Here is a 23,657-nt window from a genome sequence, read left to right as displayed (position 1 = left end):
TAATACGCTTATTTCATATCAATACAATATTAGCCACATCGTGGTACGGTTTTGAGATATTTCCGGGAGCGGCAATGCATAAAAAAAACCAAAAGATCCAGGTGATATCAAGGGCTGCAAGCATTCTGCGAGCCCTGGGATGTGAAGGCATTAGCCTGGGCGCATTAGCGTCACGCACCAATTTGCCCCGTTCGACGGTACAGCGTATCGTCGATGCGCTGAAAGAAGAAAATTTGGTTGAGGGCAGCGAATCCGGCGTCAGATTGGGATGGGGAATCAGTGAACTGGCCAAAATGTCCTATTCGGATGTCGCGGCCCAACTGCGTCGCCCGATGGAGATGTTATATGAGATGACGCACGAAACGGTGGATATTTCCACACTCTATGGCGCAGAGGTTTATTGCCTCGATCGTATCGTCTCCGACCAGACCGTTCGCGTGGTGCCGACGGCCGATCGGCCGAAACCGCTGTATGCCATGGCGAATGGCAAGGCCATCTTATCCAGTATGGATGATGACGCTATCGCCGGTCTGTTTAAGCATGGAATGCCCGCGCTGACCAAAAATACGATTACGTCGCTCGACAAGCTACTGGCGGATATCCATCGGGTGAGAGCCACCGGCTTCGCTTTTGATTACCAGGAACATGCCGAGGGGGTCTGCGCCATCGGCATCCCGCTGCAAGTGCATTGCTGCTCTCCCCATGCGATTTCCATTGTCGTACCTTCCTTTCGTTTTGAGTCACGCCTGACCATAATGAAAGAAGCTCTGACTCAAGTGAAAGCATCGTGCGTCTCGATCTTAAATAGCTATCAAGCCTGACGCCAGGATTTTGCTGCGCTGTTATGCCAAAATATATTATATATTTTAATATTTAGCGTCCTTGTTATTCTTTTTATCAGGGCGTGGTAGTCGCGAATTTTTGTCACAATAATCTATACTTTATAATATTTTTATATAGCTTGGCCGCGCGTCTTACGAGTTTGCGCTATTCCACCTGTTGGTGATATTGCTTTGTGACATTAAATAGTTCGTTCGATTTATAATTTGAAAGCTTATGTTTTAACCTGTGCATTAAAAAGAGGAATACCAGAGGGGGGCTTCATGCGTCGTGCTCCGATAGGTAAAGATGAAGTGAATCGCCTTGCTGCTCTTCGTGAGTATGGCATTAAAGGCGTATTGTTTGATTCCGGCCTTAATGACCTGATCGATCTGGCGGCAAAAATTTTCGATGCGCCTATTGTCTTGCTCTCCCTGTTGGAGTCGGAACGGCAGTTGTTTGCCGCGGGAATGGGGCTTTCAGTAAAGGAAACGCCAATTGAAATCGCCTTTTGTTCGCATGCGACGCAGGGAACGGGCATTCTGGTTGTTCCCGATGCGAGAGAAGATCCGCTTTTCAGCGACAACCCGCTGGTTACGGGCGAGCCTTACATTCGCTTTTATGCGGGCATCCCTTTACGAACGCCATCCGGCTATGCTATCGGCGCGCTATGCATTATTGATATCAAGCCGCGGCCTGTTTTCAGCGCCAGAGACGAACATAGTTTGCAGGATCTGGCTTTACTGGTTATGGAGCGGCTGGAGATGCGGCGGCTTAATCTGGCGAGTCAGATGGGGCAGGCGCGTTTTGAAGATATTGCCCAAACCTCCTCCAACACCGTTATCTGCATTAATGAGAAGGGCGCCATCACTTTTTGCAATGCCGCCGCGCAAAAGATGCTCGGCTACGCCGATCATGAGCTTATCGGCCGCGGCATCGATAGCATCTTCCCCGATTCTTTTGTCACCCGTTTGCAACAGTGCTCTGCGGATGGCGCATCGTTGGCGAAAGGCGGCGCGCTGGAATTGAATGTTCACACCAAAAGCGGCGCTTCACTTCTCGTCGAGCTGTTTCCGTCAATCTGGAGCGATAAGCATCGGGTCAGTTACGGCGCTGTCTTGCGCGATGTAAACGAGCGCCGCCGTAATGAAGAACGATTGTTTTTGCTGGCGCATCTGGATCCGTTAACCGGTCTGGCGAATCGGGCCTTATTGACGTCAAATCTGGCGCAGGCGCTGAAAACCGAAACGGCGGTTTGCATCATGCTGATCGATCTGGATGGTTTTAAGGATGTCAACGACAGTCTGGGACATGTCAGCGGTGATGATATTCTGGTCAACGTAGCCAGGAAAATACGGGAGAATGTGCGCAACGACGTTCTGGCGGCGCGCATGGGAGGCGATGAGTTCGCTCTGTTATTGCCCGGATTGGCTAATCGGCAAGCGGCCGCCAACATTGCCGGGCAGATTACGCATGCCATAGCGCAGAAGATGGTGACGGGCGATCACCTGATTAATATCAGCGCCAGTATCGGCATGGCGCTCTACCCCGAAAACGGCGTAACCGTGCAGGCGCTGCTGACCAACGCGGATTTGGCGCTGCACCAGGCCAAGGCGGAGGGCGGTAATTGCCATCGTTTATTTACGCATGCGTTACGGGAAAATTTTCAGGCCAGACAGGCGTTTCAGTCAGAATTCGCCCGGGCTTATGAAAATCACGAATTTGAAGTGTTTTATCAACCGCTTGTTTGCCTGTCGAATAACAAAATAGTGGGGGCGGAGGCGCTGCTTCGTTGGCGTCATCCCGATAAAGGCCTGCTTGCCCCGAGTGCGTTTCTCACCGCGCTGGAGTGCGGCCCCTGGGCTGAATATATCGGCGACTGGGTCTTAAGGACGGCTTGTAAACAGGCCGCCGCATGGTGTCGCGCGGGTGCGAAAGATTTTCGCATCAGCATCAATCTGTTCAGCGCGCAGTTCCGCTCAGGCGCTTTAGCGCAACAGATTATGCGTATCCTGAAGGAAACCGGTTTACGGCCCGGCTCGCTGGAATTGGAAATTACGGAAAATATCATCCTGCGCCATGATGAAAACATGTTGCAACCGCTGCATGAACTGCGAGAGGCGGGGATCGGCATCGCGTTTGACGATTACGGGACCGGCTACGCCTCGCTCAGCGTGTTGAAAAACTATCCGGTCACGCGCCTTAAAATCGATCAAACCTTTGTGCGCACCTTGTGTGAATCCGATACGGATGCGGCCATTGTTTGGGCCGTACTCTACCTTGGCAAAAGCTTTGGACTCGGCGTGATTGCCGAAGGCGTTGAAACGCAGGAAGCCAGTGAGTTGCTGAAAAATCGCGGTTGCGATGAGGCGCAGGGTTATTTCTTCGGGCATCCGATGCCCGCGAAGGCGTTCACCAGATTGCTGAAGCTCAATCGTTCTTGAGTCAAGTAACAGACGTTGTTTTTAACCCTAATCTCGCCGCAATCCGTGATAACAGCTAAAAGTGGAATATAGATCGCATTTTTTCTATAGTGGCCAGCCTGTCGTCTGACCTGCGGAATGTTCTGTGCACGAAATATTCGAGATGCTATTGGCGGTGTTTGACCGTGCGGCGTTGATGCTGATTTGTTTGTTTTTTCTTACCCGGACGCGGCAGTTTCGCCAGTTGCTGCAAAAGGAACAGCATTCGCCAAGAGAGCGCATACTGGCTACGGCCATTTTTTCGTTGTTCGCGCTGTTTGGCACTTACTCCGGTATCAATGTTGAAGGCTCTCTGGTCAATGTGCGCGTCATTGCGGTGATGTCCGGCGGCATCTTGTTTGGGCCTTGGGTCGGCATCGCCACCGGATTGATTGCCGGGATCCACCGTTATTTAATCGATATCGACGGCATTACCTCCGTTCCCTGCCTGATTACCAGCGTTATTGCCGGCGCGATGGCGGGCTGTATTAATCTGAAAGTCAAAAAAGAGCAACAGTGGAGCGTGGGTATTCTGGGCGGCATGCTGTGTGAATCCCTGACGATGCTGCTGGTGGTGGTCTGGGCGAAGCCCATCGAGCTGGGGATTGATATCGTTTCGCAAATCGCTACGCCGATGATCCTGGGTACGGTGTGCATCGGGCTGATTGTTTTACTGGTGCAAAGCGTCGCGAACGAAAAAGAAGTGATTGCCGCCAGACAGGCTAAACTGGCGCTGGATATTGCCCATAAAACGCTGCCTTATTTCCGGAATATCAATAGTGATTCGCTGACGACCATTTGTAATATCATCCGCACTGAAATTAATGCGGATGCGGTGGCGATTACCAATACCCGACATATTCTGGCTTATGTCGGCATCGGCGAAGAAAAATATAATATCGGACAGGATATCATCAGTCCGATGACGCAGCGGGCGATTAATGACGGCAAAATCATCATTAAAAATAATGACGAGCAGCACCTGACGCCGCAAATTCACTCAATGATCGTGATCCCCTTATGGGAGCACGGACAGGTGACCGGGACACTCAAGATTTATTATTGCCACGCGCATAAAATTACCTATTCACTACGCGTGATGGCTGTGGGTCTGTCACAGATCATGTCGACGCAGATTGAAGTTTCGCGCACGGAACAACTGCGCGATATGGCCAACAAAGCGGAGTTGCGGGCGTTACAGAGTAAAATTAATCCTCATTTTCTGTTTAACGCGCTGAATGCGATCTCTTCCTCGATTCGTATTAATCCGGATACCGCCCGACAGTTAGTGATCAATTTGTCTCGTTACCTGCGTTATAACCTGGAATTGAATGACGATTCGCTGATTGATGTAAAGAAAGAGCTCTATCAAATCCGCGACTATATCGCCATCGAACAGGCGCGTTTTGGCACGAAATTAACGGTTATCTATGACATTGATGACGATCTGTCCTATAAAATCCCCAGTCTGCTGATTCAGCCGCTGGTGGAAAACGCCATCGTCCACGGTATTCAACCCTGTCGCGGCAAAGGTACGGTAGTGGTATCGGTGAAAGATTTGGGCGATAGGCTCATGGTCGCAGTGAAAGATACCGGGCATGGGATCAGCCAGGAAACGATGGACCGGGTGGCAAGAAATGAAGTGCCGGGCAATAAGATCGGTCTGTTGAATGTTCATCATCGGGTTCGTTTATTGTACGGCGAAGGATTGCACATCCGGCGGTTGGAACCCGGTACCGAAATTTATTTTTATATTCCGCGGCGTAGTGAACAACCGATTATTTCGCCGCCCGGTGGTTCGCCAGATAAACTGAGCGCCGGCATTATGCAGTCAGGAGAGGGCCAGTGAAAGCGATTATTGTCGAGGATGAATTTCTGGCTCAGCAAGAGCTGAGCTACCTTATCAAAGCACACAGCAATATCAGTATCGAGGCGGCCTTCGATGACGGGCTGGATGTATTAAAGTATCTGCAACATAACGAAGTCGACGCCATTTTTCTGGATATCAATATCCCCTCTCTGGATGGGGTTTGTCTGGCGCAAAATATCAGTAAATTCGTACATAAACCTTATATTATTTTTATTACCGCCTATAAGGAGCATGCCGTTGAAGCTTTTGAAGTAGAGGCTTTCGACTACATACTCAAGCCGTATCACGAGTCGCGTATCGTGACCATGCTGAATAAACTTGAGGCGCTCTGGCAACAGAGACTGTCGCCGGCGATCACCGAGCAGGGGAACAGCATCGGCGCGGCGCGCAACGTGCAGAAAACCATCAATCTGGTGAAAGATGAGCGTATTATCGTGACGGATATTAACAATATCTATTACGCGGCGGCGCAGGAGAAAGTCACGCTGGTTTATACCCGGCGAGAGGAGTTCATCATGCCGATGAATATCACCGAGTTCTGTAGCCGCTTGCCGGAGGCGTATTTCTTTCGTTGCCATCGCTCTTACTGCGTTAATCTGACCAAAATCCGCGAAATCGTTCCCTGGTTCAACAACACTTATATTCTGCGTCTTAACGATCAGGAGTTCGAGGTGCCGGTGAGCCGCAGCAAGATAAAAGAATTCAGGTCATTGATGCGTCTTTAGATGCATTTCATTCCGCATTTCAGGCATTTCATTCCCTATTCGAACAACCCCTGTCAGCCCGCTTGTATACTGGCTTCAGCACCTAAGCTGACAGTGTTTTTCGGCGATATGTTTCTCCACACATCAGCTTATATTTTTTAGCGTGCCGATCTATTCGGACCATATTTCAGATGTAGGGGAAAACCCATGCAGGCGAAACCGGCAAATCGCAGTTTAATCGTTTTAGGCACCATCATTACCCAAATGGGACTGGGTACTATTTATACCTGGAGCTTGTTCAATCAACCGATGGTTGATAAGTTCGGCTGGTCGCTGAGCTCCGTGGCCGCCACCTTTTCCATTACCAGTTTCAGTCTGGCCGTGGCGACATTGTTTGCCGGTAAATTTCAGGAACGCGTCGGTATTCGTCGTTTGACTTTGTTAGCCGGTATTGCTCTGGGATCAGGTCTGATGGCCGTCTCCGGCGCGTCGTCGATTGCGCTGGTCTATCTTTTGATGGGCGTGGTGGTCGGTTTTGCCGACGGCGCCGCCTACATCACGACGTTGTCCAATCTGATTAAGTGGTTTCCCGAACGTAAAGGCTTAATCGCCGGTATTTCTGTCGGAGCCTTTGGCGCGGGCAGCTTGTTGTTCAAATATGTCAATCAGTTCCTGATTGCTGAAGTCGGCGTCTCAGCGACTTTCTTTTACTGGGGCGTTATTGTGATGGCAATGATTATTGCCGGCAGCGCGCTGTTGAAAGAACCGGATTTGAGCGTGGCGGCAAATCGGCGGTCGGAACAAGGACGCGCGCCTGATTTTTCATTGGGCGAGATGCTGGCGAGGAAAGAATCTTATCTGCTGTTCATCATCTTTTTTACCGCCTGCATGAGTGGTTTGTATCTGATCGGCGTAGTAAAAGATATCGGCGTGCAGATGGCCGGCATGAGCATGGCGACGGCGGCTAACGCGGTTTCTGCGATTGCCGTATTCAACACGGCAGGGCGCATCGTGCTTGGCGCGATTTCAGACAATGTCGGTCGTCTGCGAGTGATAGCCTTTACCCTGCTGGTTACCATGATTGCGGTTTCCGTGATGACCTTCCTGCCGCTTAATCCGCTCTTGTTCTTTGCCTGCGTCAGTGCGATTGCTTTCTGCTTCGGCGGCAATATCACCGTCTTCCCGGCAATCGTGGGCGACTTTTTCGGACTGGAAAATCACAGTAAGAACTATGGCGTGATTTATCAGGGATTCGGCATCGGCGCGCTGTCCGGATCGTTCATCGCCACGCAGTTGGGCGGTTTCCACGCGACCTTTATGGCGATCATCGTGATGTCGGGAGTATCGTTGCTGATCGCGCTGTGGATAAAACCGCCGAAACGCCAACCGGCGTCTTCAATGAAGACCGCCGTGGCGCATGCGCAAAGTTAACCAGGCCAGCGTTGCTGTTTAACGCCGCCGGCGTAAATCCGGATTATCGTTATTCTGACGGGAGCATGATTGCTCCCGTTTTCTGTATGGCGGTCAGCTTCTGTAATGGATTTGTTATCAATACGCGCATTCAACTGGCCCCGGCATTGGGGATTTCTCCTTATAAAATGTAAAGTTATGTTGATTTAGTAACTGAAAAGTTAAGAATGCTTGAAAATGGCGGCACAGCCCATACGATGTATGCGTTACAAACTTTTATTTTTCTGCGAGAGGAAATCAGACTTCTATGATGCGTATTGCGCTTTTCCTGATCACCAACCTGGCGGTGATGTTGGTTTTCGGGCTGATTCTTAGCCTGACGGGAATCCAAGGCAGCAGTGCCCAGGGTTTATTGATCATGGCCGGGCTGTTCGGCTTTGGCGGTGCCTTTGTCTCACTGCTGATGTCTAAATGGATGGCATTACGATCTGTCGGTGGGGAAGTGATTGAGCAACCACGGAATGAGACGGAACGTTGGTTGCTGGAAACCGTCCGTTCGCAGTCTCAGCAGGTCGGTATCGTTATGCCGCAGGTGGCGATTTATCATGCGCCGGATATTAACGCGTTTGCGACCGGCGCCCGCCGAGACGCGTCGCTGGTCGCGGTCAGCACCGGGCTACTGCAAAACATGAGCCGAGATGAAGCGGAAGCGGTGATCGCGCATGAAATCAGCCACGTGGCTAATGGCGATATGGTGACCATGACGCTGATTCAGGGCGTCGTGAACACCTTCGTCATCTTTATTTCCCGTATCATCGCTCAGCTCGCTTCCGGTTTCCTGTCCGGCAATCGTAGCGACGGAGAGAGCAGCAACGGTAATCCGCTGATCTATTTTGCCGTTGCAACGGTGCTGGAACTGGTGTTCGGCATTCTTGCCAGCATCATAACCATGTGGTTCTCGCGCTATCGTGAGTTCCATGCGGATGCCGGTTCGGCGAAGCTGGTCGGGCGTGAAAAAATGATTGCGGCCTTACAGCGTTTGAAGACCAGTTATGAACCGCAGGAAGAAGGCAGCATTATGGCTTTCTGTATCAATGGTAAATCCAAGTCGTTCAGCGAATTGTTTATGTCGCACCCCCCGCTGGATAAACGCATTGAAGCGCTGCGCTCTGGCGCCTATCTGAAGTAAGCTTACTTGTTTTTCCAAAGGCCCTTGTCGGGCCTTTGTTTTTTGTTTCCCGCCGATCATGGTTATCCCGCTTGAATGCATTGCCGGCAAGCGGCTAACAATATTATTTATAGCCGGATATCCATTACAGCGGCTTGATTATCGCCGCTGTTCCATTGCCTTAAGCAAAGTGTTCCCCTTATACTAAAACCCGCGTTCTATTTTTTTAAAACAAGAAAAATAAGTAGGGAAACCACAAAATGGCCATTGCAGATTTAGATAAACAGCCCGATTCCGTGTCATCCGTGCTAAAGGTTTTTGGTATTTTGCAGGCATTGGGTGAAGAGCGCGAAATCGGTATTACCGAACTTTCCCAGCGCGTGATGATGTCTAAAAGCACCGTTTATCGATTCTTGCAGACGATGAAATCTTTGGGTTATGTGGCGCAGGAAGGTGAATCGGAAAAATATTCACTGACGTTAAAGCTGTTTGAACTCGGCGCCAAAGCGTTGCAGAACGTTGATTTAATCCGTAGCGCGGATATCCAGATGCGCGAGCTTTCCGCGCTGACGCGGGAAACCATTCATCTGGGCGCGTTGGATGAAGACAGCATTGTCTATATCCACAAGATCGACTCAATGTATAACCTGCGCATGCATTCGCGTATCGGTCGCCGCAACCCGTTATACAGCACCGCCATTGGTAAAGTTCTGCTGGCCTGGCGCGACAGGGAAGAGGTTAATGAAATCCTGGCGAACGTCGAGTTTACCCGCAGCACTCCCCATACCCTCGGCTCGCTTGAGGAACTGCTGGCGCAGTTGGATGTCGTTCGCGAGCAGGGCTACGGCGAAGATAACGAAGAGCAGGAAGAAGGACTGCGCTGTATCGCCGTGCCGGTGTTTGATCGCTTCGGGGTCGTTATCGCCGGTCTGAGTATTTCATTCCCAACCATTCGTTTCTCTGAAGAAAACAAGATCGGATACGTCGATATACTCCATACCGCCGCCAGAAATATCTCTGAGCAAATGGGTTATCATGACTACCCATTCTGAGCCGGGAATAGCCTGACAAGCCGGTCTTAAGCCTATCCCCTCAGTTACCCATTACGCATACTGGGATGGCGCTTGTCTTCGCGAACGATTTTCCGAGCCATACCTTTGTGGCCTCGCCGGCGACGTTTACATGTCAACGTCGAGGTTTATCGCCCGTATCGGATATGGCATGGATGTCGAACTTACCCGGAGCTTGGTGCTAAGATGGATCCTCGTGAGTTGTCGTTTGGCAGACTGTTATGAATGGATTAGGTGTGAACACATTAGAAATGCTTTTTGCCGTATTGGTCGCGCTGCTGGTATTACTGGTTTGGTTTTTTATCAACCGGGCGAGCGTCAGAGCCAATGAGCAAATCAGACTGTTACGGGAGATAGTCGAACAACAGCGACAGCAGTTGGAACTGTTGAAACGATTGGCGCCGCAGCAGCAGACCAGCGAAGCGGCTGAGAAATCGCCGGAGCAAGACGATGTCGCGCTCGATTTTAAAGACATCATTCCCGAGCGATAATCTCTGCTAACGTCATCCTTGCTGACAACCGGGTAATAAATTCATTCACGTGGTTGCGGTAAGCCATCGGAAAACGGCTTTAAGCATGTTTTGCCGGCATCAGATCGATCCCGTCCGGAATAGCGTAAGTGCAAACTATCTCGTGTTTTAACGCGATACGAGATAGTCGCACTTTACGCTTCACGATGACATTCATTCCACTTTTGCCGTCTCTGTCTTACCTGCTTTGGCGTTCTCTATTGCCGCGCCGGCCAGTATCTTAAAGTCTTCCGTCGAGTGCGTGGCCCCGGTTACGCCGTCGACGCGCTCAATATCTTGTTGCGCCACCAGGCTCTGGGCCAGTTTTACCGTATAAATTTCCGGCGATGTGCCTGTCGCGGCGGCCATGTTTTTTCCATACGCTTGATCCGATGTTTTCAGACGACCATCTTTCTCGTTGGTATAGTCAAATTTTACCGCCGCAATCTTTCCATCCTGGTAAGTCAGTTCCAGAAAGGGTTTCCAGCCATGATCGTCAAAGTTGACGGTCTCGGCCCTATAGGTGCCATCTTGAATGACGCCGTCCGCGGCAAAGGCGGAAACAGCAAAAAATCCCGTCAGCATGATAGATAACAGATTAATTTTCATACGTTATTCCTTAATAAGGATGGGCAATGACCGCGATGGAAAAAAGTCGTATGGGCAACGTTATTATTTGCAGGGAATGGTTGGTAGGTTAGCGTAGCGTTTGGTTAAATAAAGCGGGCTATTTAACAGATTTACGTCATCGCCGCATTTATTTGCATGGTAATAGGCGGGCTGAATCACAGGTTTATCCCGTCGGTAACCGGTAACCCACCTCTGCGTAAGTCAACGTCAGATAAAAAAGACGGCAGGGAAAATGTGTGGGTTGAGCCTCAGTCGGGCGCTATTTTTAAAGATTTACCAGAAACGACCGATAGACCAGGTAAGGTCAAGTAACCTGGGTCTTTATTATGCGTAAAAAAATAGCTCCGGCATTCATCATGCTGTTTATCCCCTTCTTTTTGACGGGATGTCTTGAGGAAACGCCCCCTGAAAACGTGATGAACAGTAAAATCATCCTGAGATCCGATGCTGATGACGTGGGGGGATTTACCGTCAAGCAGGTGATCGAGTCCATTCATTATTTGGAAAAATACGGCGATACCAACGTGAGGTGCCGAGGCTGGGAAAAAGCCAATGGCCGATATAGCTACATTTATACCTATGACAGCGGCGGAATAAGACATACCGTCGTCAGTGATTTCTATCCACAGGGCGATTACACCATTTTCCGCAATGCGCAGAATCCTTCATTTTCAGCCGCCAGACAGGATTTGATGGGATATGAGTCGGTATACGCACAGATAGCGATGAGAACGGGTCAGGAAAAATAAAGCCGCTTATATCATTTAATTCCTGCGGTGTCGTCGTCATCACGATATACCCATTCGTCGGGTGGACGGCGTTATGTATTAGCTGAATCCGCCAACGAGACGAAGACTGATTGGCCGTCGAGCCAACATCAGACCCGCTTTCACTCAAAAGCCTGTGCGGCAGGGCTTGCCGGGGCGCGTTTGTCGCGCGCCATGCCGATGATTAGCGTCCCTGCTTTGCTTTAACACCAGCATTATACGGTGTATTATTGCCGGGACGTTATCCATGTCACGCAGGCTGCATTTTTGATTTATGTAGCGCCATGTGTACATATTCCGCAGAGTAGAGAGGAATAGCATGGGTAATTTATTGAATTTAAATGAAAATTATTTTGTATGTGATCTTTCGTGTGGGTCACCACTGCAAATAAGGGAATTATAATGCCTGTTATTACGCTTCCTGATGGAAGTCAGCGTCATTACGACCACGCCGTTTCCCCCCTTGATGTAGCCCTCGATATCGGCCCCGGACTGGCGAAAGCCTGTATCGCCGGACGTGTGAATGGCGAACTGGTGGATGCCGGCGACAAGATCGAAAACGATGCGCAATTAGCCATCATCACCGCGAAAGATGACGCCGGCCTGGAGATTATCCGCCACTCTTGCGCGCACCTGTTGGGGCATGCGATTAAGCAATTATGGCCTGATACCAAAATGGCTATCGGCCCGGTGATCGACAACGGTTTTTATTATGACGTCGACATCGATCGGACCCTGACCCAGGAAGATATCGATCTGCTTGAAAAGCGTATGCATGAGCTTGCCAATAAAGATTATGACGTTATCAAGAAGAAAGTCAGCTGGCAGGAAGCGCGTGACGTTTTTGCCGCACGCGGCGAGACTTATAAAATAGCCATTCTTGACGAAAATATCAGTCATGACGATCGCCCCGGCTTGTATCATCATGAAGAATATATCGACATGTGCCGCGGTCCGCACGTGCCGAATATGCGTTTCTGTCATCATTTCAAGTTGCAGAAAACCTCCGGCGCATACTGGCGCGGCGACAGTAAAAATAAAATGTTGCAGCGTATTTACGGTACCGCATGGGCCGATAAAAAGCAGCTTAACGCCTATCTGCAACGGCTTGAAGAAGCGGCCAAGCGCGATCATCGCAAGATCGGCAAACAGCTCGATCTTTACCATATGCAGGAAGAAGCGCCGGGCATGGTGTTCTGGCACAATGACGGCTGGACCGTCTTCCGCGAGCTGGAAGCCTTTGTACGCATGAAGCTGAAAGCGTACCAGTATCAGGAAGTGAAAGGGCCGTTCATGATGGACCGGGTGCTGTGGGAAAAAACCGGGCACTGGGATAACTACAAAGACGCGATGTTCACCACTTCGTCGGAAAACCGTGAATATTGCATCAAGCCGATGAACTGTCCGGGCCACGTACAGATTTTCAATCAGGGATTGAAATCCTACCGCGATCTGCCGCTACGTATGGCGGAGTTCGGCAGTTGTCACCGTAACGAACCGTCCGGTTCGCTGCACGGACTGATGCGCGTGCGCGGCTTCACGCAGGATGATGCCCATATTTTCTGTACCGAAGAGCAGGTTCGCGGTGAAGTCAATAGCTGTATCAAGATGGTGTACGACATGTACAGCACCTTCGGTTTTGAAAAAATCGCGGTGAAACTGTCTACGCGTCCTGAAAAACGCATCGGCAGCGATGAAACCTGGGACCGAGCCGAGGCCGATCTGGCCGCCGCGCTGACGGAGAACGGTATCGAATTTGAATATCAGCCGGGCGAGGGCGCGTTTTACGGTCCCAAGATTGAATTTACTTTACATGATTGTTTGGATCGCGCCTGGCAGTGTGGTACGGTGCAACTCGACTTTTCATTACCGGGTCGTCTGAATGCCTCTTATGTGGGCGAAAGCAACGAACGTCAGGTGCCGGTAATGATTCACCGGGCTATTTTGGGATCAATGGAGCGTTTCATCGGTATCCTTACCGAGGAATTCGCCGGTTTCTTCCCAACCTGGTTAGCTCCGGTACAAGCGGTGATTATGAATATCACTGACAGCCAGTCTGATTATGTCGGCGAATTGACCAAAAAATTGCAAGAAGCAGGCATTCGCGTAAAAGCAGACTTGAGAAATGAGAAGATAGGCTTTAAAATCCGCGAGCATACTTTACGGCGTGTTCCCTACATGCTGGTCTGCGGCGATAAAGAGGTAGAGGCAGGAAAAGTTGCTGTCCGTACCCGCCGAGGAAAAGATTTGGGAAGCATCGACGTTAATGAAGTAATCAGTAAGCTGCAGCAAGAGATTCGCAGCCGTAGTCTTCATCAATTGGAGGAATAAGGTATTAAAGGCGGAAAACGAGTTCAACCGGCGCGTCCTAATCGCATCAACAGAGAAATTCGCGCACAAGAGGTACGCCTGACCGGCGTCGAAGGCGAACAGCTTGGTATTGTAAGTCTGAATGAAGCATTAGAAAAAGCCGAGGAAGCAGGTGTTGATTTAGTTGAAATCAGTCCGAACGCCGAGCCGCCGGTTTGCCGAATCATGGATTACGGCAAGTTCCTCTATGAGAAGAGTAAGGCTACAAAGGAACAAAAGAAGAAACAAAAAGTCATTCAGGTCAAGGAAATCAAATTCCGGCCTGGTACCGATGATGGCGACTATCAGGTCAAACTACGCAACCTGGTTCGCTTTCTGGAAGATGGCGATAAAGCCAAAATCACGCTGCGTTTCCGTGGTCGTGAAATGGCGCACCAACAGATTGGCATCGAAATGCTTAACCGCGTTCGTGACGATCTGAGTGAACTGGCGGTGGTTGAATCCTTCCCATCGAAGATTGAAGGCCGCCAGATGATCATGGTGCTCGCACCTAAGAAGAAACAGTAAGGCATTCAAGTAGCCAAACCCGCGCCGTGCTTGCGCTGTGCGGGTTTTGTTCGCCTTATCTGATTCATTGTAATTAACAATGCGAAGTGGAAATTAACATGCCAAAGATTAAAACAGTACGTGGCGCCGCTAAACGCTTCAAAAAAACCGCCAGCGGCGGTTTCAAGCGTAAGCATGCTAACCTGCGTCATATTCTGACCAAAAAAGCGACTAAACGTAAACGTCATCTGCGTCCGAAGGACATGGTCTCCAAAGGGGATCTGGGCCTGGTTATCGCATGCTTGCCGTACGCATAAGTAACCTTTTTTGAATTTAGAATAAGACTTTAGGAGAGAGCATATGGCTCGCGTAAAACGTGGTGTGGTTGCTCGCGCACGTCACAAGAAAGTATTGAAACAAGCGAAAGGTTACTACGGTGCCCGTTCGCGCGTTTATCGTGTTGCCTTCCAGGCAGTAATCAAAGCTGGTCAGTACGCTTACCGTGACCGTCGTCAACGTAAACGTCAGTTCCGTCAGCTGTGGATTGCACGTATCAATGCAGCAGCCCGTCAAAATGGCTTGTCTTACAGCAAATTCATCAACGGCCTGAAAAAAGCCTCTGTTGAAATTGACCGTAAGATCCTGGCTGATATCGCCGTATTCGATAAAGTCGCCTTCAGCGCGCTGGTCGAAAAAGCGAAAGCAGCTCTGGCATAAGTCAGTTAAAAGAGGGGGCTTTGCTCCCTCTTTTAGTTTCAGCGGCGATAAGGTTCAGATAAATAAGTATTACTGTTGACATTTTTAGCGTCTCATCTTTCAATAAAGCAGTTCTATTTTCCCGTTTTACGATGACGACAAGGTAACGCAAGTATGCATACTGCTATTTTCCGTTTCTTTTTTTACTTTAGCGCCTGAATTCAGGGGGCTTCGCGCGTAAGAAAAGAAACGAAAAGCAGCGCCTAAGCCTCCCTATAGGGAGGCTTTTTTGTTTAATGAGCATAATTTTCAATACGCGAAAAGCATCGCGCGTTATTGGGTAAATATTTTCCAATCATGACAGTTGGCCATACAGGCAGAAGAAGAGGAATGCAATGCCACATCTCGCAGAGCTGGTAGCCAAAGCCAGAACAGCCATAGAAGAGGCCGGAGACGTTGCCGCGCTGGATACCGTGCGCGTCGAATATCTCGGCAAAAAAGGTCACTTAACCCTTCAGATGACCACGCTGCGCGAGCTGCCTGCTGAAGAGCGCCCCGCCGCGGGCGCGGTGATTAATCAGGCTAAACAGGAAGTTCAGGAGGCGCTGAATGCGCGCAAGCAGGCGCTGGAATCCGCAGAGTTAAACGCCCGCCTGGCCGAAGAAACCATCGATGTGTCCCTGCCGGGCCGTACGATTGAAAACGGCGGCCTGCATCCGGTCACCCGCACCATCGACCGCATCGAAACCTTTTTCGGCGAGTTGGGCTTTTCGGTGGCGACGGGACCGGAAATTGAAGATGATTATCATAACTTCGATGCGCTGAATATTCCCGGACATCACCCCGCGCGCGCCGACCACGATACCTTCTGGTTCGACGCCTCCCGCCTGCTGCGGACGCAAACTTCCGGCGTGCAAATCCGCACCATGGAAAAACAGCAGCCGCCGATTCGCATCATCGCGCCGGGTCGGGTTTATCGTAATGATTACGACCAGACGCATACGCCGATGTTCCATCAGATGGAAGGGCTGATCGTGGATAAAAACATCAGCTTCACCAATCTGAAGGGAACCTTGCATGATTTCCTGCGCAACTTTTTTGAGGAAGATCTCCAGGTTCGTTTCCGTCCGTCCTATTTCCCGTTTACCGAGCCTTCGGCTGAAGTTGACGTCATGGGCAAAAACGGCAAATGGCTGGAAGTGCTGGGCTGCGGCATGGTGCATCCTAATGTGCTGCGCAATGTGGGCATCGACCCGGAAGTGTATTCCGGTTTTGCCTTCGGCATGGGCATGGAGCGACTCACCATGTTGCGCTATGGCGTGACCGATCTGCGCGCGTTCTTTGAAAACGATTTGCGTTTCCTCAAACAGTTTAAGTAAGGCGGGAATATCATCATGAAATTCAGTGAACTCTGGTTACGCGAGTGGGTAAACCCGGCGATTGACAGTGAAGCACTATCGGAACAAATCACCATGGCCGGTCTGGAAGTCGACGGCGTTGAGCCGGTTGCCGGCGCTTTTCACGGCGTGGTTGTGGGCGAGGTGATGGAGTGCGCTCAGCATCCCAATGCGGACAAGCTGCGCGTAACGAAAGTCAATGTGGGCGGCGATCGCCTGCTGGATATCGTTTGCGGCGCGCCGAACTGCCGTCAGGGCTTGAAGGTGGCGGTCGCCACCATCGGCGCGGTATTGCCGGGCGATTTTAAAATCAAGGCCGCCAAGCTGCGCGGCGAGCCGTCTGAAGGGATGCTGTGTTCTTTCTCTGAACTGGGCGTTTCCGACGATCACGACGGCATTATCGAATTGCCGCAGGATGCGCCTGTCGGCACCGATATTCGTGATTATCTTAAGCTTGACGATAACGCCATCGATATCAGCGTAACGCCGAACCGCGCCGACTGTCTGGGCATTATCGGGATTGCTCGCGACGTGGCGGTGCTGAATCAGCAGCCGCTGACGGAACCGGCGATTACCCCGGTCGAGGCGACGATTACGGATACCTTCCCCATTCAGGTTGAAGCGCCGCAGGCCTGCCCGCGTTATCTGGGCCGCGTGGTGAAAGACATTAACGTTAAGGCCGCCACGCCGCTGTGGATGCGCGAAAAGCTGCGTCGTTGCGGCATTCGCGCCATCGATCCTGTCGTTGACGTCACGAATTACGTTTTGCTGGAGCTAGGCCAGCCGATGCACGCTTTTGATCTCGATCGTCTCGACGGCGGCATCGTTGTCCGTTTGGCGCAGGAAAATGAAGCGTTGACGCTGCTGGACGGCAACGAAGTGAAGCTGAAATCCGATACGCTGGTGATTGCCGACAAGCAGAAAGCGTTGGCGCTGGGGGGGATTTTCGGCGGCGAGCATTCGGGCGTTAATGAGAATACCCGCAACGTCCTGCTGGAGTGCGCTTACTTTAATCCGCTGGCGATTACCGGACGTGCGCGTCGACACGGCCTGCATACCGACGCCTCTCACCGCTATGAGCGCGGCGTCGATCCGGCGATGCAGGTCAAAGCGATGGAGCGTGCGACGCGCTTGTTGATTGAGATCTGCGGCGGTCAGGCCGGCCCGGTGGTCGAGGTGGTCAGCGAGGCGGATTTACCGGCCCGCGCGACGATTACGCTACGTCGTGAGAAACTGGATCGTTTAATCGGCCATCCTATCGCCGACGAGCAGGTCAGTGATATTTTGCAGCGTCTGGGCTGCAAGGTGACGAAGATCGACGCCGGATGGCAGGCGATTGCGCCAAGCTGGCGCTTTGATATGGAAATTGAAGAAGATCTGGTGGAAGAAGTCGCCCGTCTTTATGGCTACAACAATATTCCGAATGTCGCCACACAGGCGCCGTTGAAGATGACGTCTCACCGTGAGGCGAATCTTTCGCTTAAACGCGTGAAGACCTTATTGGTCGACCATGGTTATCAGGAAGCAATTACTTACAGTTTCGTCGATCCTAAAATTCAGGCGTTAATTCATCCCGGCGAAGAAGCGTTAATTCTGCCCAGCCCGATCTCCGCCGAGATGTCCGCCATGCGGTTGTCTCTGTGGAGCGGCCTGCTGAGCGCGGTGGTGTACAACCAGAACCGTCAGCAAAACCGCCTGCGCCTGTTTGAAAGCGGCCTGCGTTTTGTGCCGGACAGCAGCGCCGATCTGGGCATTCGTCAGGAACTGATGCTGGCTGGCGTGATCACCGGCAGCCGCTACGAAGAACACTGGGATCTGGCGCGTCAGACCGTCGACTTCTATGATTTAAAAGGCGATTTGGAAGCCGTACTGGCGCTGACCGGTAAATTATCCGACATCGAATTCAAAGCGGAAAGTAATCCGGCATTGCATCCGGGGCAAAGTGCTGCTATTTATCTGTGCGGGGAACGCATTGGATTTATTGGGGTTATCCATCCGGAACTGGAACGTAAGCTGGATCTGAATGGACGTACCGTGGTGTTTGAACTGTTGTGGAGCAAGGTCGCAGACCGCGTGCTGCCTGATGCGAGCAATATTTCTCGCTTCCCTGCAAACCGTCGTGATATCGCAATTGTAGTGGCTGAAAACGTCCCTGCTGGCGACATTTTAGCCGAATGTAAGAAAGTTGGCGCAAATCAGTTAGTTGGCGTAAACTTATTCGACGTGTACCGAGGGAAGGGCGTAGCGGATGGGTATAAGAGCCTGGCTGTGAGTCTGATCTTGCAAGATACCTCCCGTACACTGGCAGAAGAGGAAATTGCCGCTACCGTTGCACAATGCGTAGCAGCATTAAAACAGCGATTCCAAGCATCCTTGAGGGATTGAACCTATGGCGCTTACTAAAGCTGAAATGTCAGAATACCTGTTTGAGAAGCTTGGGCTGAGCAAACGGGATGCCAAAGAGCTAGTCGAGCTGTTTTTTGAAGAAGTTCGTCGCGCTTTGGAAAATGGCGAGCAGGTCAAACTGTCGGGTTTTGGCAACTTTGATTTGCGAGACAAGAACCAACGTCCGGGACGTAACCCAAAAACTGGCGAAGATATTCCGATTACGGCGCGCCGTGTGGTCACGTTCCGTCCGGGGCAAAAGTTAAAGAGTCGGGTAGAGAACGCCTCTCCCAAAGAGTAAAAGCGATAACCCAAAAGGCCGCGTAAGCGGCCTTTTTTCTTGGTGAACTTACTTGCGCGACATGTGCAGCAACGGGAAGTTATTTCCCAAACCGTCTTGTTCTGAACGACCGATCACACGAAACCCATGATGTTCATAAAAACCTTTAGCCTGCGGATTCTGTTCATTTACATCGACGCGGGTCGCCTTTACCGTGTTGACGGCGTAGTTCAGTAGCGTGCTTCCTATCCCCATTCCCCGACATTCGGGGGCGACAAATAGCATTTCAATCTTATTATCCAACGTGCCGATAAAGCCTTGCGGCCGGCCATGGCGGTCACAACAGGCGCGTAATGCCAGCGACGGCAGGTAATCATGCAAGATGTGGGGACGCAAAAGTAAAATATCCTGTTCACTGAGAAACATATGCGTCTGCCGAACTGATGCTTCCCATATATCGGTAAGCGTCGTGAATTGTTGTTTCGTTACGGAGCAAAGTGTGTGCATGACGAATATCCAATTAAAAGCGCGTAATGATGAATCCGAGCGGCGGTGATCTATTGCTTTTTGCCGGTTCTTTCCGGGTAATCAGGCACCGGCCGGCGATCGTCGATCAAATGGCGGATGGCGAGAATAGGGTGATGCAGCAACATACGCGGTCCCGACCAGCGCATAATCGCTTTGATCTCTTGCCGTCGGGCGGGCTGATAGCAATGGATCGGGCAGTGCTTACAGGCCGGTTTTTCTTCGCCGAAATAACAACGCGCCAGGCGATTGACGGCGTAATCGAGCAGACGGGTATAACGCTCGCCGTCTTCTGCCGGGGCAGGATGCCGTTTTTGATAGAGGTCTATCATCAGGCTGACGGTTTTGATTTCTCGCTGCACTCGCTTTCCTGCTGGTTTTCGGGCCATATACGCGTCATCTCGCTTTTAGATGTATATCACGGCCCCTCTAATCAGCGCGGCCGTGCCGGAACCTATCAGGCATATTTGAACTGCGCCTGATGCAGACTGGCGTAAATACCGCTGTGAGCCAGCAAATCCTGATGACTGCCCTGTTCGATGATGCCGCCGTTATCCACCACCACAATACGGTCGGCGTTCTGTATCGTCGCCAGACGGTGTGCGATGACTAATGTGGTGCGCCCGGCGGAAAGCTCGTTCAGCGATAGCTGAATCGCCTGTTCGGTCGCGGTATCCAGCGCCGAGGTCGCTTCATCCAGAATCAGAATCGGCGGGTTTTTCAGAAAGATCCGCGCGATAGACAAACGCTGTTTCTGCCCGCCCGATAGTTTGACCCCGCGCTCGCCGACCACGGTATCCAAACCATCCGGCAGGCTTTCGATCAATTCATCCAATCGTGCGCGCCGCGCCGCCTGCATGATTTCGTCATCGCCGGCATTCAGTTTGCCGTAAGCGATGTTTTCACGAATGCTGCCGCCGAACAGGAAGACATCCTGCTGTACGATGCCGATCTGACTGCGCAGCGACACCTGCGTCATTTCCCGGATATCGATGCCGTCAATGGTAATGCTGCCGCCGGTCAGATCGTAAAAACGCGGCAGTAATGAGCAGAGCGTGGTTTTGCCTGCGCCGGAGGGACCAACGAAGGCGACGGTTTCCCCGGCGTGGATAGACAGGTCGACGTGATGAATGATGGGGCGATCGGCTGTGTAACCGAAACTGACCTGGTTAAAACGAATATCGCCTTTCAGACTATCGATATGCCGAGCGTTCGGCGCGTCGGTGATGTCCGGTTCGGTATCGATAAGTTGGGTAAACCGTTTGAAACCGGCGATCCCTTTGGGATAACTTTCCAGTACGGAGGTGATTTTGGCGACCGGACGGAAAAAGACCTCGATCAGCAGCAGGAAGCCGATAAAACCGCCATAGCTGAGTTCGCCTTTAATCACATACCAGATCCCGGCCAACATCACGATAAGCTGTATCAAGCGTGTGCTCAGGTAGCTGAGCGTCAGGCTGGCGGTCATGATGCGATAGGCCTGAAGCTTGGTGCGACGGTAATTTTCATTGTCATGGGAAAAGAGTCGCTGTTCATGCGCTTCATTGGCAAACGCTTTTACCACGCGGATGCCGCCGACGCTCTCTTCGATACGGGCGTTGAAATTACCCACCTGGCCGAATAACTGTCGCCAGGTTTCCGTCATCCGTGCGCCATAGCGGCTCACCAGATAGGTCATGAAGGGTACGATGATGATGGTCAGCATCGCCAACGGCAGATGTACCGTCGCCATCAGAATAAATGCGCCGATGAAGGTCATTACGGCAATAAACAGATCTTCCGGGCCGTGGTGCGCGATTTCGCCCACTTCTTCCAAATCTTTGGTGACATGGGTGATGATATGTCCGGTTTTCATATTGTCGTAATAACGGAACGGCAATTTTTGCAGGTGCTCAAACGCCTGCCTCCGCATATCCGTTTCTATGCCGACCCCCAGTGCATGTCCCCAGTAGTTGACGATCGCCATCAGCCCGGTATTCAACAGATAAACGGCCAACAGGGCGATTGAAGCCAGCAGAATCAATGTCCAGTTTTGCGCCGGCAGCAGCGTATCGATGAACGATTTGATCGCCATCGGAAAACCCAGTTCAAGTAGTCCGGCGATGATGGCGCAACCAAAATCGAGTATAAATAAGCCTTTATAGGGCGAGTAGTAAGAGAAGAATCGACGTAGCATGTATGATTTTTGCGTAGAAAAACGTGGGATTACTATAGCAGGTAAACCTCCCGTAAGGGACGTGCAAATCATACCTGTCGCTTAGCGCGTGACGCGTCGGGTCGCGAACCAGCAGAGCAGGGAGCCTGCCGTTACCATCAGTACGCCTTGCCAGAAAGTGATTGTCGGCGAGGTTCTCAGCCACAGTGCGGCCAGCAGCGTGGAAAGGATCGGCGTGAAGTAAGACGCGGTCGCCAGCAGGGTCAGATTACCGGCTTGAATCCCGACGTTCCAGGCGGAATAAGCCAGCGCGGTTGAGGCGCCCATAAAAATAAGCTCAAGCGAAGACGGCAGCGTCAATACAATCGGGCCTTCGGCGCTGAACCCATATTGTATCCAGAGTACGCACGAGGCAACGAGAAAAAACAGGGAAATACCGCTTTTCCCCTGACCGAAACGTTTGGTGATGTTGCAGTACAAAGCCCATACCGCCGCCGCTGAGAATGCCAATCCATAGGCCAGCGGATTCGTGAGAATATTTCGCCACAACAGTCCGGGAGACCATGCGCCGTCGCCTTTCATAATCCAGACGATACCGGCCAAAGAAAGGGCCAGACCCAGCCAGAGCAGCAAGCGACTTTTTTGCTGATTGATAAAGATAGCAAACAGAATGGTCAGACAAGGCCACAGATAGTTGATCATGCCCAGTTCCATCGCCTGTAAACGGTTATTGGCCAGCCCGATGGCGAGGGAAAGAAAAATTTCATAGCAGACAAACAAGGGGCCGCCGATCAGCAGATAGATTTTAGGCAGCGTTTTGAACTGCGGAATACCATAAAACAGGCACAGGCATAGCGTACTGGCAGAATAGATCATGGCCGCGCCGCCGATGGGGCCAAGCGTCTCGGTAAGGCTACGGATCAGTCCGACGGACATACTCCATAAAATGATTGCCGACAAACCTGCAAGCGTCGCGCGTTGTGGCGTCAAGCTCATGACGGGGGATCTTTAAATGCGGAACGAATAAAAGCGGATACCGTTAGCGGTATCCGCCCCGAGACATTAATGACGCGTTAACGCCAGAAATCGTCAAAAACGGTAACCGGCGGCCGACGTTTATGTTCGGTTTTGCGATACCAGTTTTCTATAATCGCCGCATCCTTCGCGTCGATTTGCTTGCCTTCAAGGTAGTCGTCGATCGTTTCATAGGTGACGCCCAGCGCCACTTCGTCCGGCAGGGCGGGACGGTCATCTTCCAGGTCGGCTGTCGGCGCTTTGGTATACAGTTTGGCCGGGCAGCCTAATTCGCGCAGCAAGGCTTTACCCTGACGTTTGTTCAGGCGAAATATCGGATTGATGTCCGTGCCGCCATCGCCGTATTTAGTGAAGAAGCCGGTTACCGCTTCCGCCGCGTGGTCGGTGCCTACCACCAGACCTGCATTCATCCCGGCGATGCTGTACTGCGCTTTCATACGCTCGCGCGCCTTCTCATTACCTTTCACAAAATCGGACAGTTCGATGCCAATCGCCTTCAGCGTGGCTTCGCTGGCTTCTACCGCCGATTTGATATTAACGGTCAGCACTTTATCCGGCTGGATAAACGCGATGGCTTCCTGGCAGTCGGCTTCATCGGCCTGAACGCCATAAGGTAAACGCACGGCGATGAATTGGTAGTCCTGATTGCCGGTTTCGTTACGCAGTTCCGTGATGGCGGTCTGACACAACTTTCCGGTCAGGGTTGAATCCTGACCGCCGCTGATCCCCAGAACCAGGGACTTCACAAACGGATGTGCCGTCAGATAACGCTTTAAAAAATCTACGCTGACACGGATTTCTTTTACCGGGTCGATACTGCTTTTGACGCCCAACGCGGTAATAATGTCTTGTTGTAATGACATAACGTTCCCCTTCCGAACTTGTTGAACCTGCCAAAATTGCCTTAATCATCAGAGTG

At 51.4% G+C, this 23,657-nt stretch carries 23 protein-coding genes and 1 other annotated feature; of the genes, 17 read left to right on the top strand and 6 right to left on the bottom strand.

Annotation, left to right across the window (positions count from 1 at the left end):
* Window positions 1–74: 74 nt before the first annotated feature.
* From ABRZ26_RS02230 to ABRZ26_RS02195, 8 genes are all read left to right on the top strand, one after another.
* A complete protein-coding gene (locus ABRZ26_RS02230) occupies window positions 75–821 on the top strand; it encodes an IclR family transcriptional regulator (RefSeq protein WP_319602610.1) in 747 nt (248 codons plus the stop codon).
* Window positions 822–1,103: 282 nt separating this feature from the next.
* Window positions 1,104–3,263: a putative bifunctional diguanylate cyclase/phosphodiesterase gene (locus ABRZ26_RS02225; RefSeq protein WP_319602609.1), complete on the top strand. Its 2,160-nt coding sequence runs from the start codon at window positions 1,104–1,106 to the stop codon at window positions 3,261–3,263.
* Between the two features lie 124 nt (window positions 3,264–3,387).
* The gene (locus ABRZ26_RS02220; RefSeq protein ID WP_319602608.1) at window positions 3,388–5,130 is read left to right on the top strand and encodes a LytS/YhcK type 5TM receptor domain-containing protein; all 1,743 of its coding nucleotides are present in this window, start codon (window positions 3,388–3,390) and stop codon (window positions 5,128–5,130) included.
* Entirely contained in the window at window positions 5,127–5,876 is a 750-nt protein-coding gene (locus ABRZ26_RS02215) for a LytR/AlgR family response regulator transcription factor (RefSeq protein WP_319602607.1), read from the top strand. Before ABRZ26_RS02220 ends, ABRZ26_RS02215 begins: the two co-directional genes overlap by 4 nt.
* A 186-nt stretch (window positions 5,877–6,062) precedes the next feature.
* Window positions 6,063–7,286, top strand: a complete 1,224-nt coding sequence (locus ABRZ26_RS02210; RefSeq protein WP_319602606.1) for an L-lactate MFS transporter — start codon at window positions 6,063–6,065, stop codon at window positions 7,284–7,286.
* 286 nt (window positions 7,287–7,572) lie between these two features.
* Complete coding sequence (gene htpX / locus ABRZ26_RS02205; RefSeq protein WP_319602605.1) at window positions 7,573–8,454, top strand: protease HtpX; 882 nt, start codon at window positions 7,573–7,575, stop codon at window positions 8,452–8,454.
* Window positions 8,455–8,693: 239 nt separating this feature from the next.
* Window positions 8,694–9,485, top strand: coding sequence for a DNA-binding transcriptional regulator KdgR (gene kdgR, locus ABRZ26_RS02200; protein ID WP_319602604.1), 792 nt, complete (start codon window positions 8,694–8,696; stop codon window positions 9,483–9,485).
* A 239-nt stretch (window positions 9,486–9,724) separates the two neighbouring features.
* On the top strand, window positions 9,725–9,994 hold the full coding sequence (locus ABRZ26_RS02195) for a YebO family protein (protein WP_319602603.1): 270 nt from the start codon (window positions 9,725–9,727) through the stop codon (window positions 9,992–9,994).
* Window positions 9,995–10,186: 192 nt separating this feature from the next.
* Here the strand turns inward: ABRZ26_RS02195 and ABRZ26_RS02190 are convergent, their stop codons facing one another.
* Window positions 10,187–10,621: an FMN-binding protein gene (locus ABRZ26_RS02190; protein WP_319602602.1), complete on the bottom strand. Its 435-nt coding sequence runs from the start codon at window positions 10,619–10,621 to the stop codon at window positions 10,187–10,189.
* Between the two features lie 347 nt (window positions 10,622–10,968).
* On the opposite strand from ABRZ26_RS02190, the gene ABRZ26_RS02185 reads away from it, so the two are divergent.
* From ABRZ26_RS02185 to ihfA, 9 genes are all read left to right on the top strand, one after another.
* Window positions 10,969–11,391, top strand: a complete 423-nt coding sequence (locus ABRZ26_RS02185; protein WP_319602601.1) for a hypothetical protein — start codon at window positions 10,969–10,971, stop codon at window positions 11,389–11,391.
* Between the two features lie 420 nt (window positions 11,392–11,811).
* Complete coding sequence (gene thrS / locus ABRZ26_RS02180; RefSeq protein WP_319602600.1) at window positions 11,812–13,740, top strand: threonine--tRNA ligase; 1,929 nt, start codon at window positions 11,812–11,814, stop codon at window positions 13,738–13,740.
* Window positions 13,741–13,743: 3 nt separating this feature from the next.
* Window positions 13,744–14,286 (top strand): translation initiation factor IF-3, encoded by a 543-nt coding sequence (gene infC / locus ABRZ26_RS02175; RefSeq protein ID WP_072065893.1) that lies wholly within the window; start codon window positions 13,744–13,746, stop codon window positions 14,284–14,286.
* A gap of 98 nt (window positions 14,287–14,384) precedes the next feature.
* Window positions 14,385–14,582: a 50S ribosomal protein L35 gene (gene rpmI, locus ABRZ26_RS02170; protein WP_048639028.1), complete on the top strand. Its 198-nt coding sequence runs from the start codon at window positions 14,385–14,387 to the stop codon at window positions 14,580–14,582.
* A 43-nt stretch (window positions 14,583–14,625) separates the two neighbouring features.
* Window positions 14,626–14,982 (top strand): 50S ribosomal protein L20, encoded by a 357-nt coding sequence (gene rplT / locus ABRZ26_RS02165; RefSeq protein ID WP_048639027.1) that lies wholly within the window; start codon window positions 14,626–14,628, stop codon window positions 14,980–14,982.
* Between the two features lie 147 nt (window positions 14,983–15,129).
* Window positions 15,130–15,255 (top strand) — a sequence feature (Phe leader region).
* Window positions 15,136–15,180, top strand: coding sequence for a pheST operon leader peptide PheM (pheM, locus tag ABRZ26_RS02160; protein ID WP_121514181.1), 45 nt, complete (start codon window positions 15,136–15,138; stop codon window positions 15,178–15,180). It overlaps the preceding feature by 45 nt.
* Window positions 15,256–15,356: 101 nt before the next feature.
* Window positions 15,357–16,340, top strand: a complete 984-nt coding sequence (gene pheS / locus ABRZ26_RS02155) for a phenylalanine--tRNA ligase subunit alpha (protein WP_319602599.1) — start codon at window positions 15,357–15,359, stop codon at window positions 16,338–16,340.
* Between the two features lie 15 nt (window positions 16,341–16,355).
* A complete protein-coding gene (pheT, locus tag ABRZ26_RS02150; protein WP_319602598.1) occupies window positions 16,356–18,743 on the top strand; it encodes a phenylalanine--tRNA ligase subunit beta in 2,388 nt (795 codons plus the stop codon).
* A gap of 4 nt (window positions 18,744–18,747) precedes the next feature.
* Window positions 18,748–19,044, top strand: a complete 297-nt coding sequence (ihfA, locus tag ABRZ26_RS02145) for an integration host factor subunit alpha (RefSeq protein ID WP_009112984.1) — start codon at window positions 18,748–18,750, stop codon at window positions 19,042–19,044.
* A 48-nt stretch (window positions 19,045–19,092) separates the two neighbouring features.
* On the opposite strand, the gene ABRZ26_RS02140 is transcribed toward ihfA, so the two are convergent.
* The 5 genes from ABRZ26_RS02140 to nadE form a co-directional block, all read right to left on the bottom strand.
* Window positions 19,093–19,449, bottom strand: coding sequence for a GNAT family N-acetyltransferase (locus ABRZ26_RS02140; protein WP_319602597.1), 357 nt, complete (start codon window positions 19,447–19,449; stop codon window positions 19,093–19,095).
* A 131-nt stretch (window positions 19,450–19,580) separates the two neighbouring features.
* Entirely contained in the window at window positions 19,581–19,937 is a 357-nt protein-coding gene (locus ABRZ26_RS02135; RefSeq protein ID WP_319602596.1) for a nitrous oxide-stimulated promoter family protein, read from the bottom strand.
* Between the two features lie 68 nt (window positions 19,938–20,005).
* Window positions 20,006–21,724, bottom strand: a complete 1,719-nt coding sequence (locus ABRZ26_RS02130) for an ABC transporter ATP-binding protein (protein ID WP_319602595.1) — start codon at window positions 21,722–21,724, stop codon at window positions 20,006–20,008.
* A gap of 81 nt (window positions 21,725–21,805) precedes the next feature.
* The gene (yddG, locus tag ABRZ26_RS02125; protein ID WP_319602928.1) at window positions 21,806–22,693 is read right to left on the bottom strand and encodes an aromatic amino acid DMT transporter YddG; all 888 of its coding nucleotides are present in this window, start codon (window positions 22,691–22,693) and stop codon (window positions 21,806–21,808) included.
* 83 nt (window positions 22,694–22,776) lie between these two features.
* Complete coding sequence (gene nadE, locus ABRZ26_RS02120; RefSeq protein WP_319602594.1) at window positions 22,777–23,601, bottom strand: NAD(+) synthase; 825 nt, start codon at window positions 23,599–23,601, stop codon at window positions 22,777–22,779.
* Window positions 23,602–23,657 lie beyond the last annotated feature (56 nt).

This window comes from Brenneria sp. L4-2C (assembly GCF_040240335.1).
GTDB lineage: Bacteria > Pseudomonadota > Gammaproteobacteria > Enterobacterales > Enterobacteriaceae > Brenneria.
This window is presented reverse-complemented; position numbering and strand designations above follow the sequence as displayed.

Coding starts and splice junctions, on each gene's coding strand:
- ABRZ26_RS02225 (WP_319602609.1), top strand. CDS start 1,104: ATGCGTCGTGCTCCGATAGGTAAAGATGAAGTGAATCGCCTTGCTGCT.
- ABRZ26_RS02135 (WP_319602596.1), bottom strand. CDS start 19,937: ATGGCCCGAAAACCAGCAGGAAAGCGAGTGCAGCGAGAAATCAAAACC.
- ABRZ26_RS02195 (WP_319602603.1), top strand. CDS start 9,725: ATGAATGGATTAGGTGTGAACACATTAGAAATGCTTTTTGCCGTATTG.
- ABRZ26_RS02130 (WP_319602595.1), bottom strand. CDS start 21,724: ATGCTACGTCGATTCTTCTCTTACTACTCGCCCTATAAAGGCTTATTT.
- ABRZ26_RS02190 (WP_319602602.1), bottom strand. CDS start 10,621: ATGAAAATTAATCTGTTATCTATCATGCTGACGGGATTTTTTGCTGTT.
- htpX (WP_319602605.1), top strand. CDS start 7,573: ATGATGCGTATTGCGCTTTTCCTGATCACCAACCTGGCGGTGATGTTG.
- ihfA (WP_009112984.1), top strand. CDS start 18,748: ATGGCGCTTACTAAAGCTGAAATGTCAGAATACCTGTTTGAGAAGCTT.
- ABRZ26_RS02230 (WP_319602610.1), top strand. CDS start 75: ATGCATAAAAAAAACCAAAAGATCCAGGTGATATCAAGGGCTGCAAGC.
- rpmI (WP_048639028.1), top strand. CDS start 14,385: ATGCCAAAGATTAAAACAGTACGTGGCGCCGCTAAACGCTTCAAAAAA.
- thrS (WP_319602600.1), top strand. CDS start 11,812: ATGCCTGTTATTACGCTTCCTGATGGAAGTCAGCGTCATTACGACCAC.
- pheS (WP_319602599.1), top strand. CDS start 15,357: ATGCCACATCTCGCAGAGCTGGTAGCCAAAGCCAGAACAGCCATAGAA.
- ABRZ26_RS02140 (WP_319602597.1), bottom strand. CDS start 19,449: ATGTTTCTCAGTGAACAGGATATTTTACTTTTGCGTCCCCACATCTTG.
- nadE (WP_319602594.1), bottom strand. CDS start 23,601: ATGTCATTACAACAAGACATTATTACCGCGTTGGGCGTCAAAAGCAGT.
- rplT (WP_048639027.1), top strand. CDS start 14,626: ATGGCTCGCGTAAAACGTGGTGTGGTTGCTCGCGCACGTCACAAGAAA.
- kdgR (WP_319602604.1), top strand. CDS start 8,694: ATGGCCATTGCAGATTTAGATAAACAGCCCGATTCCGTGTCATCCGTG.
- ABRZ26_RS02185 (WP_319602601.1), top strand. CDS start 10,969: ATGCGTAAAAAAATAGCTCCGGCATTCATCATGCTGTTTATCCCCTTC.
- ABRZ26_RS02210 (WP_319602606.1), top strand. CDS start 6,063: ATGCAGGCGAAACCGGCAAATCGCAGTTTAATCGTTTTAGGCACCATC.
- pheT (WP_319602598.1), top strand. CDS start 16,356: ATGAAATTCAGTGAACTCTGGTTACGCGAGTGGGTAAACCCGGCGATT.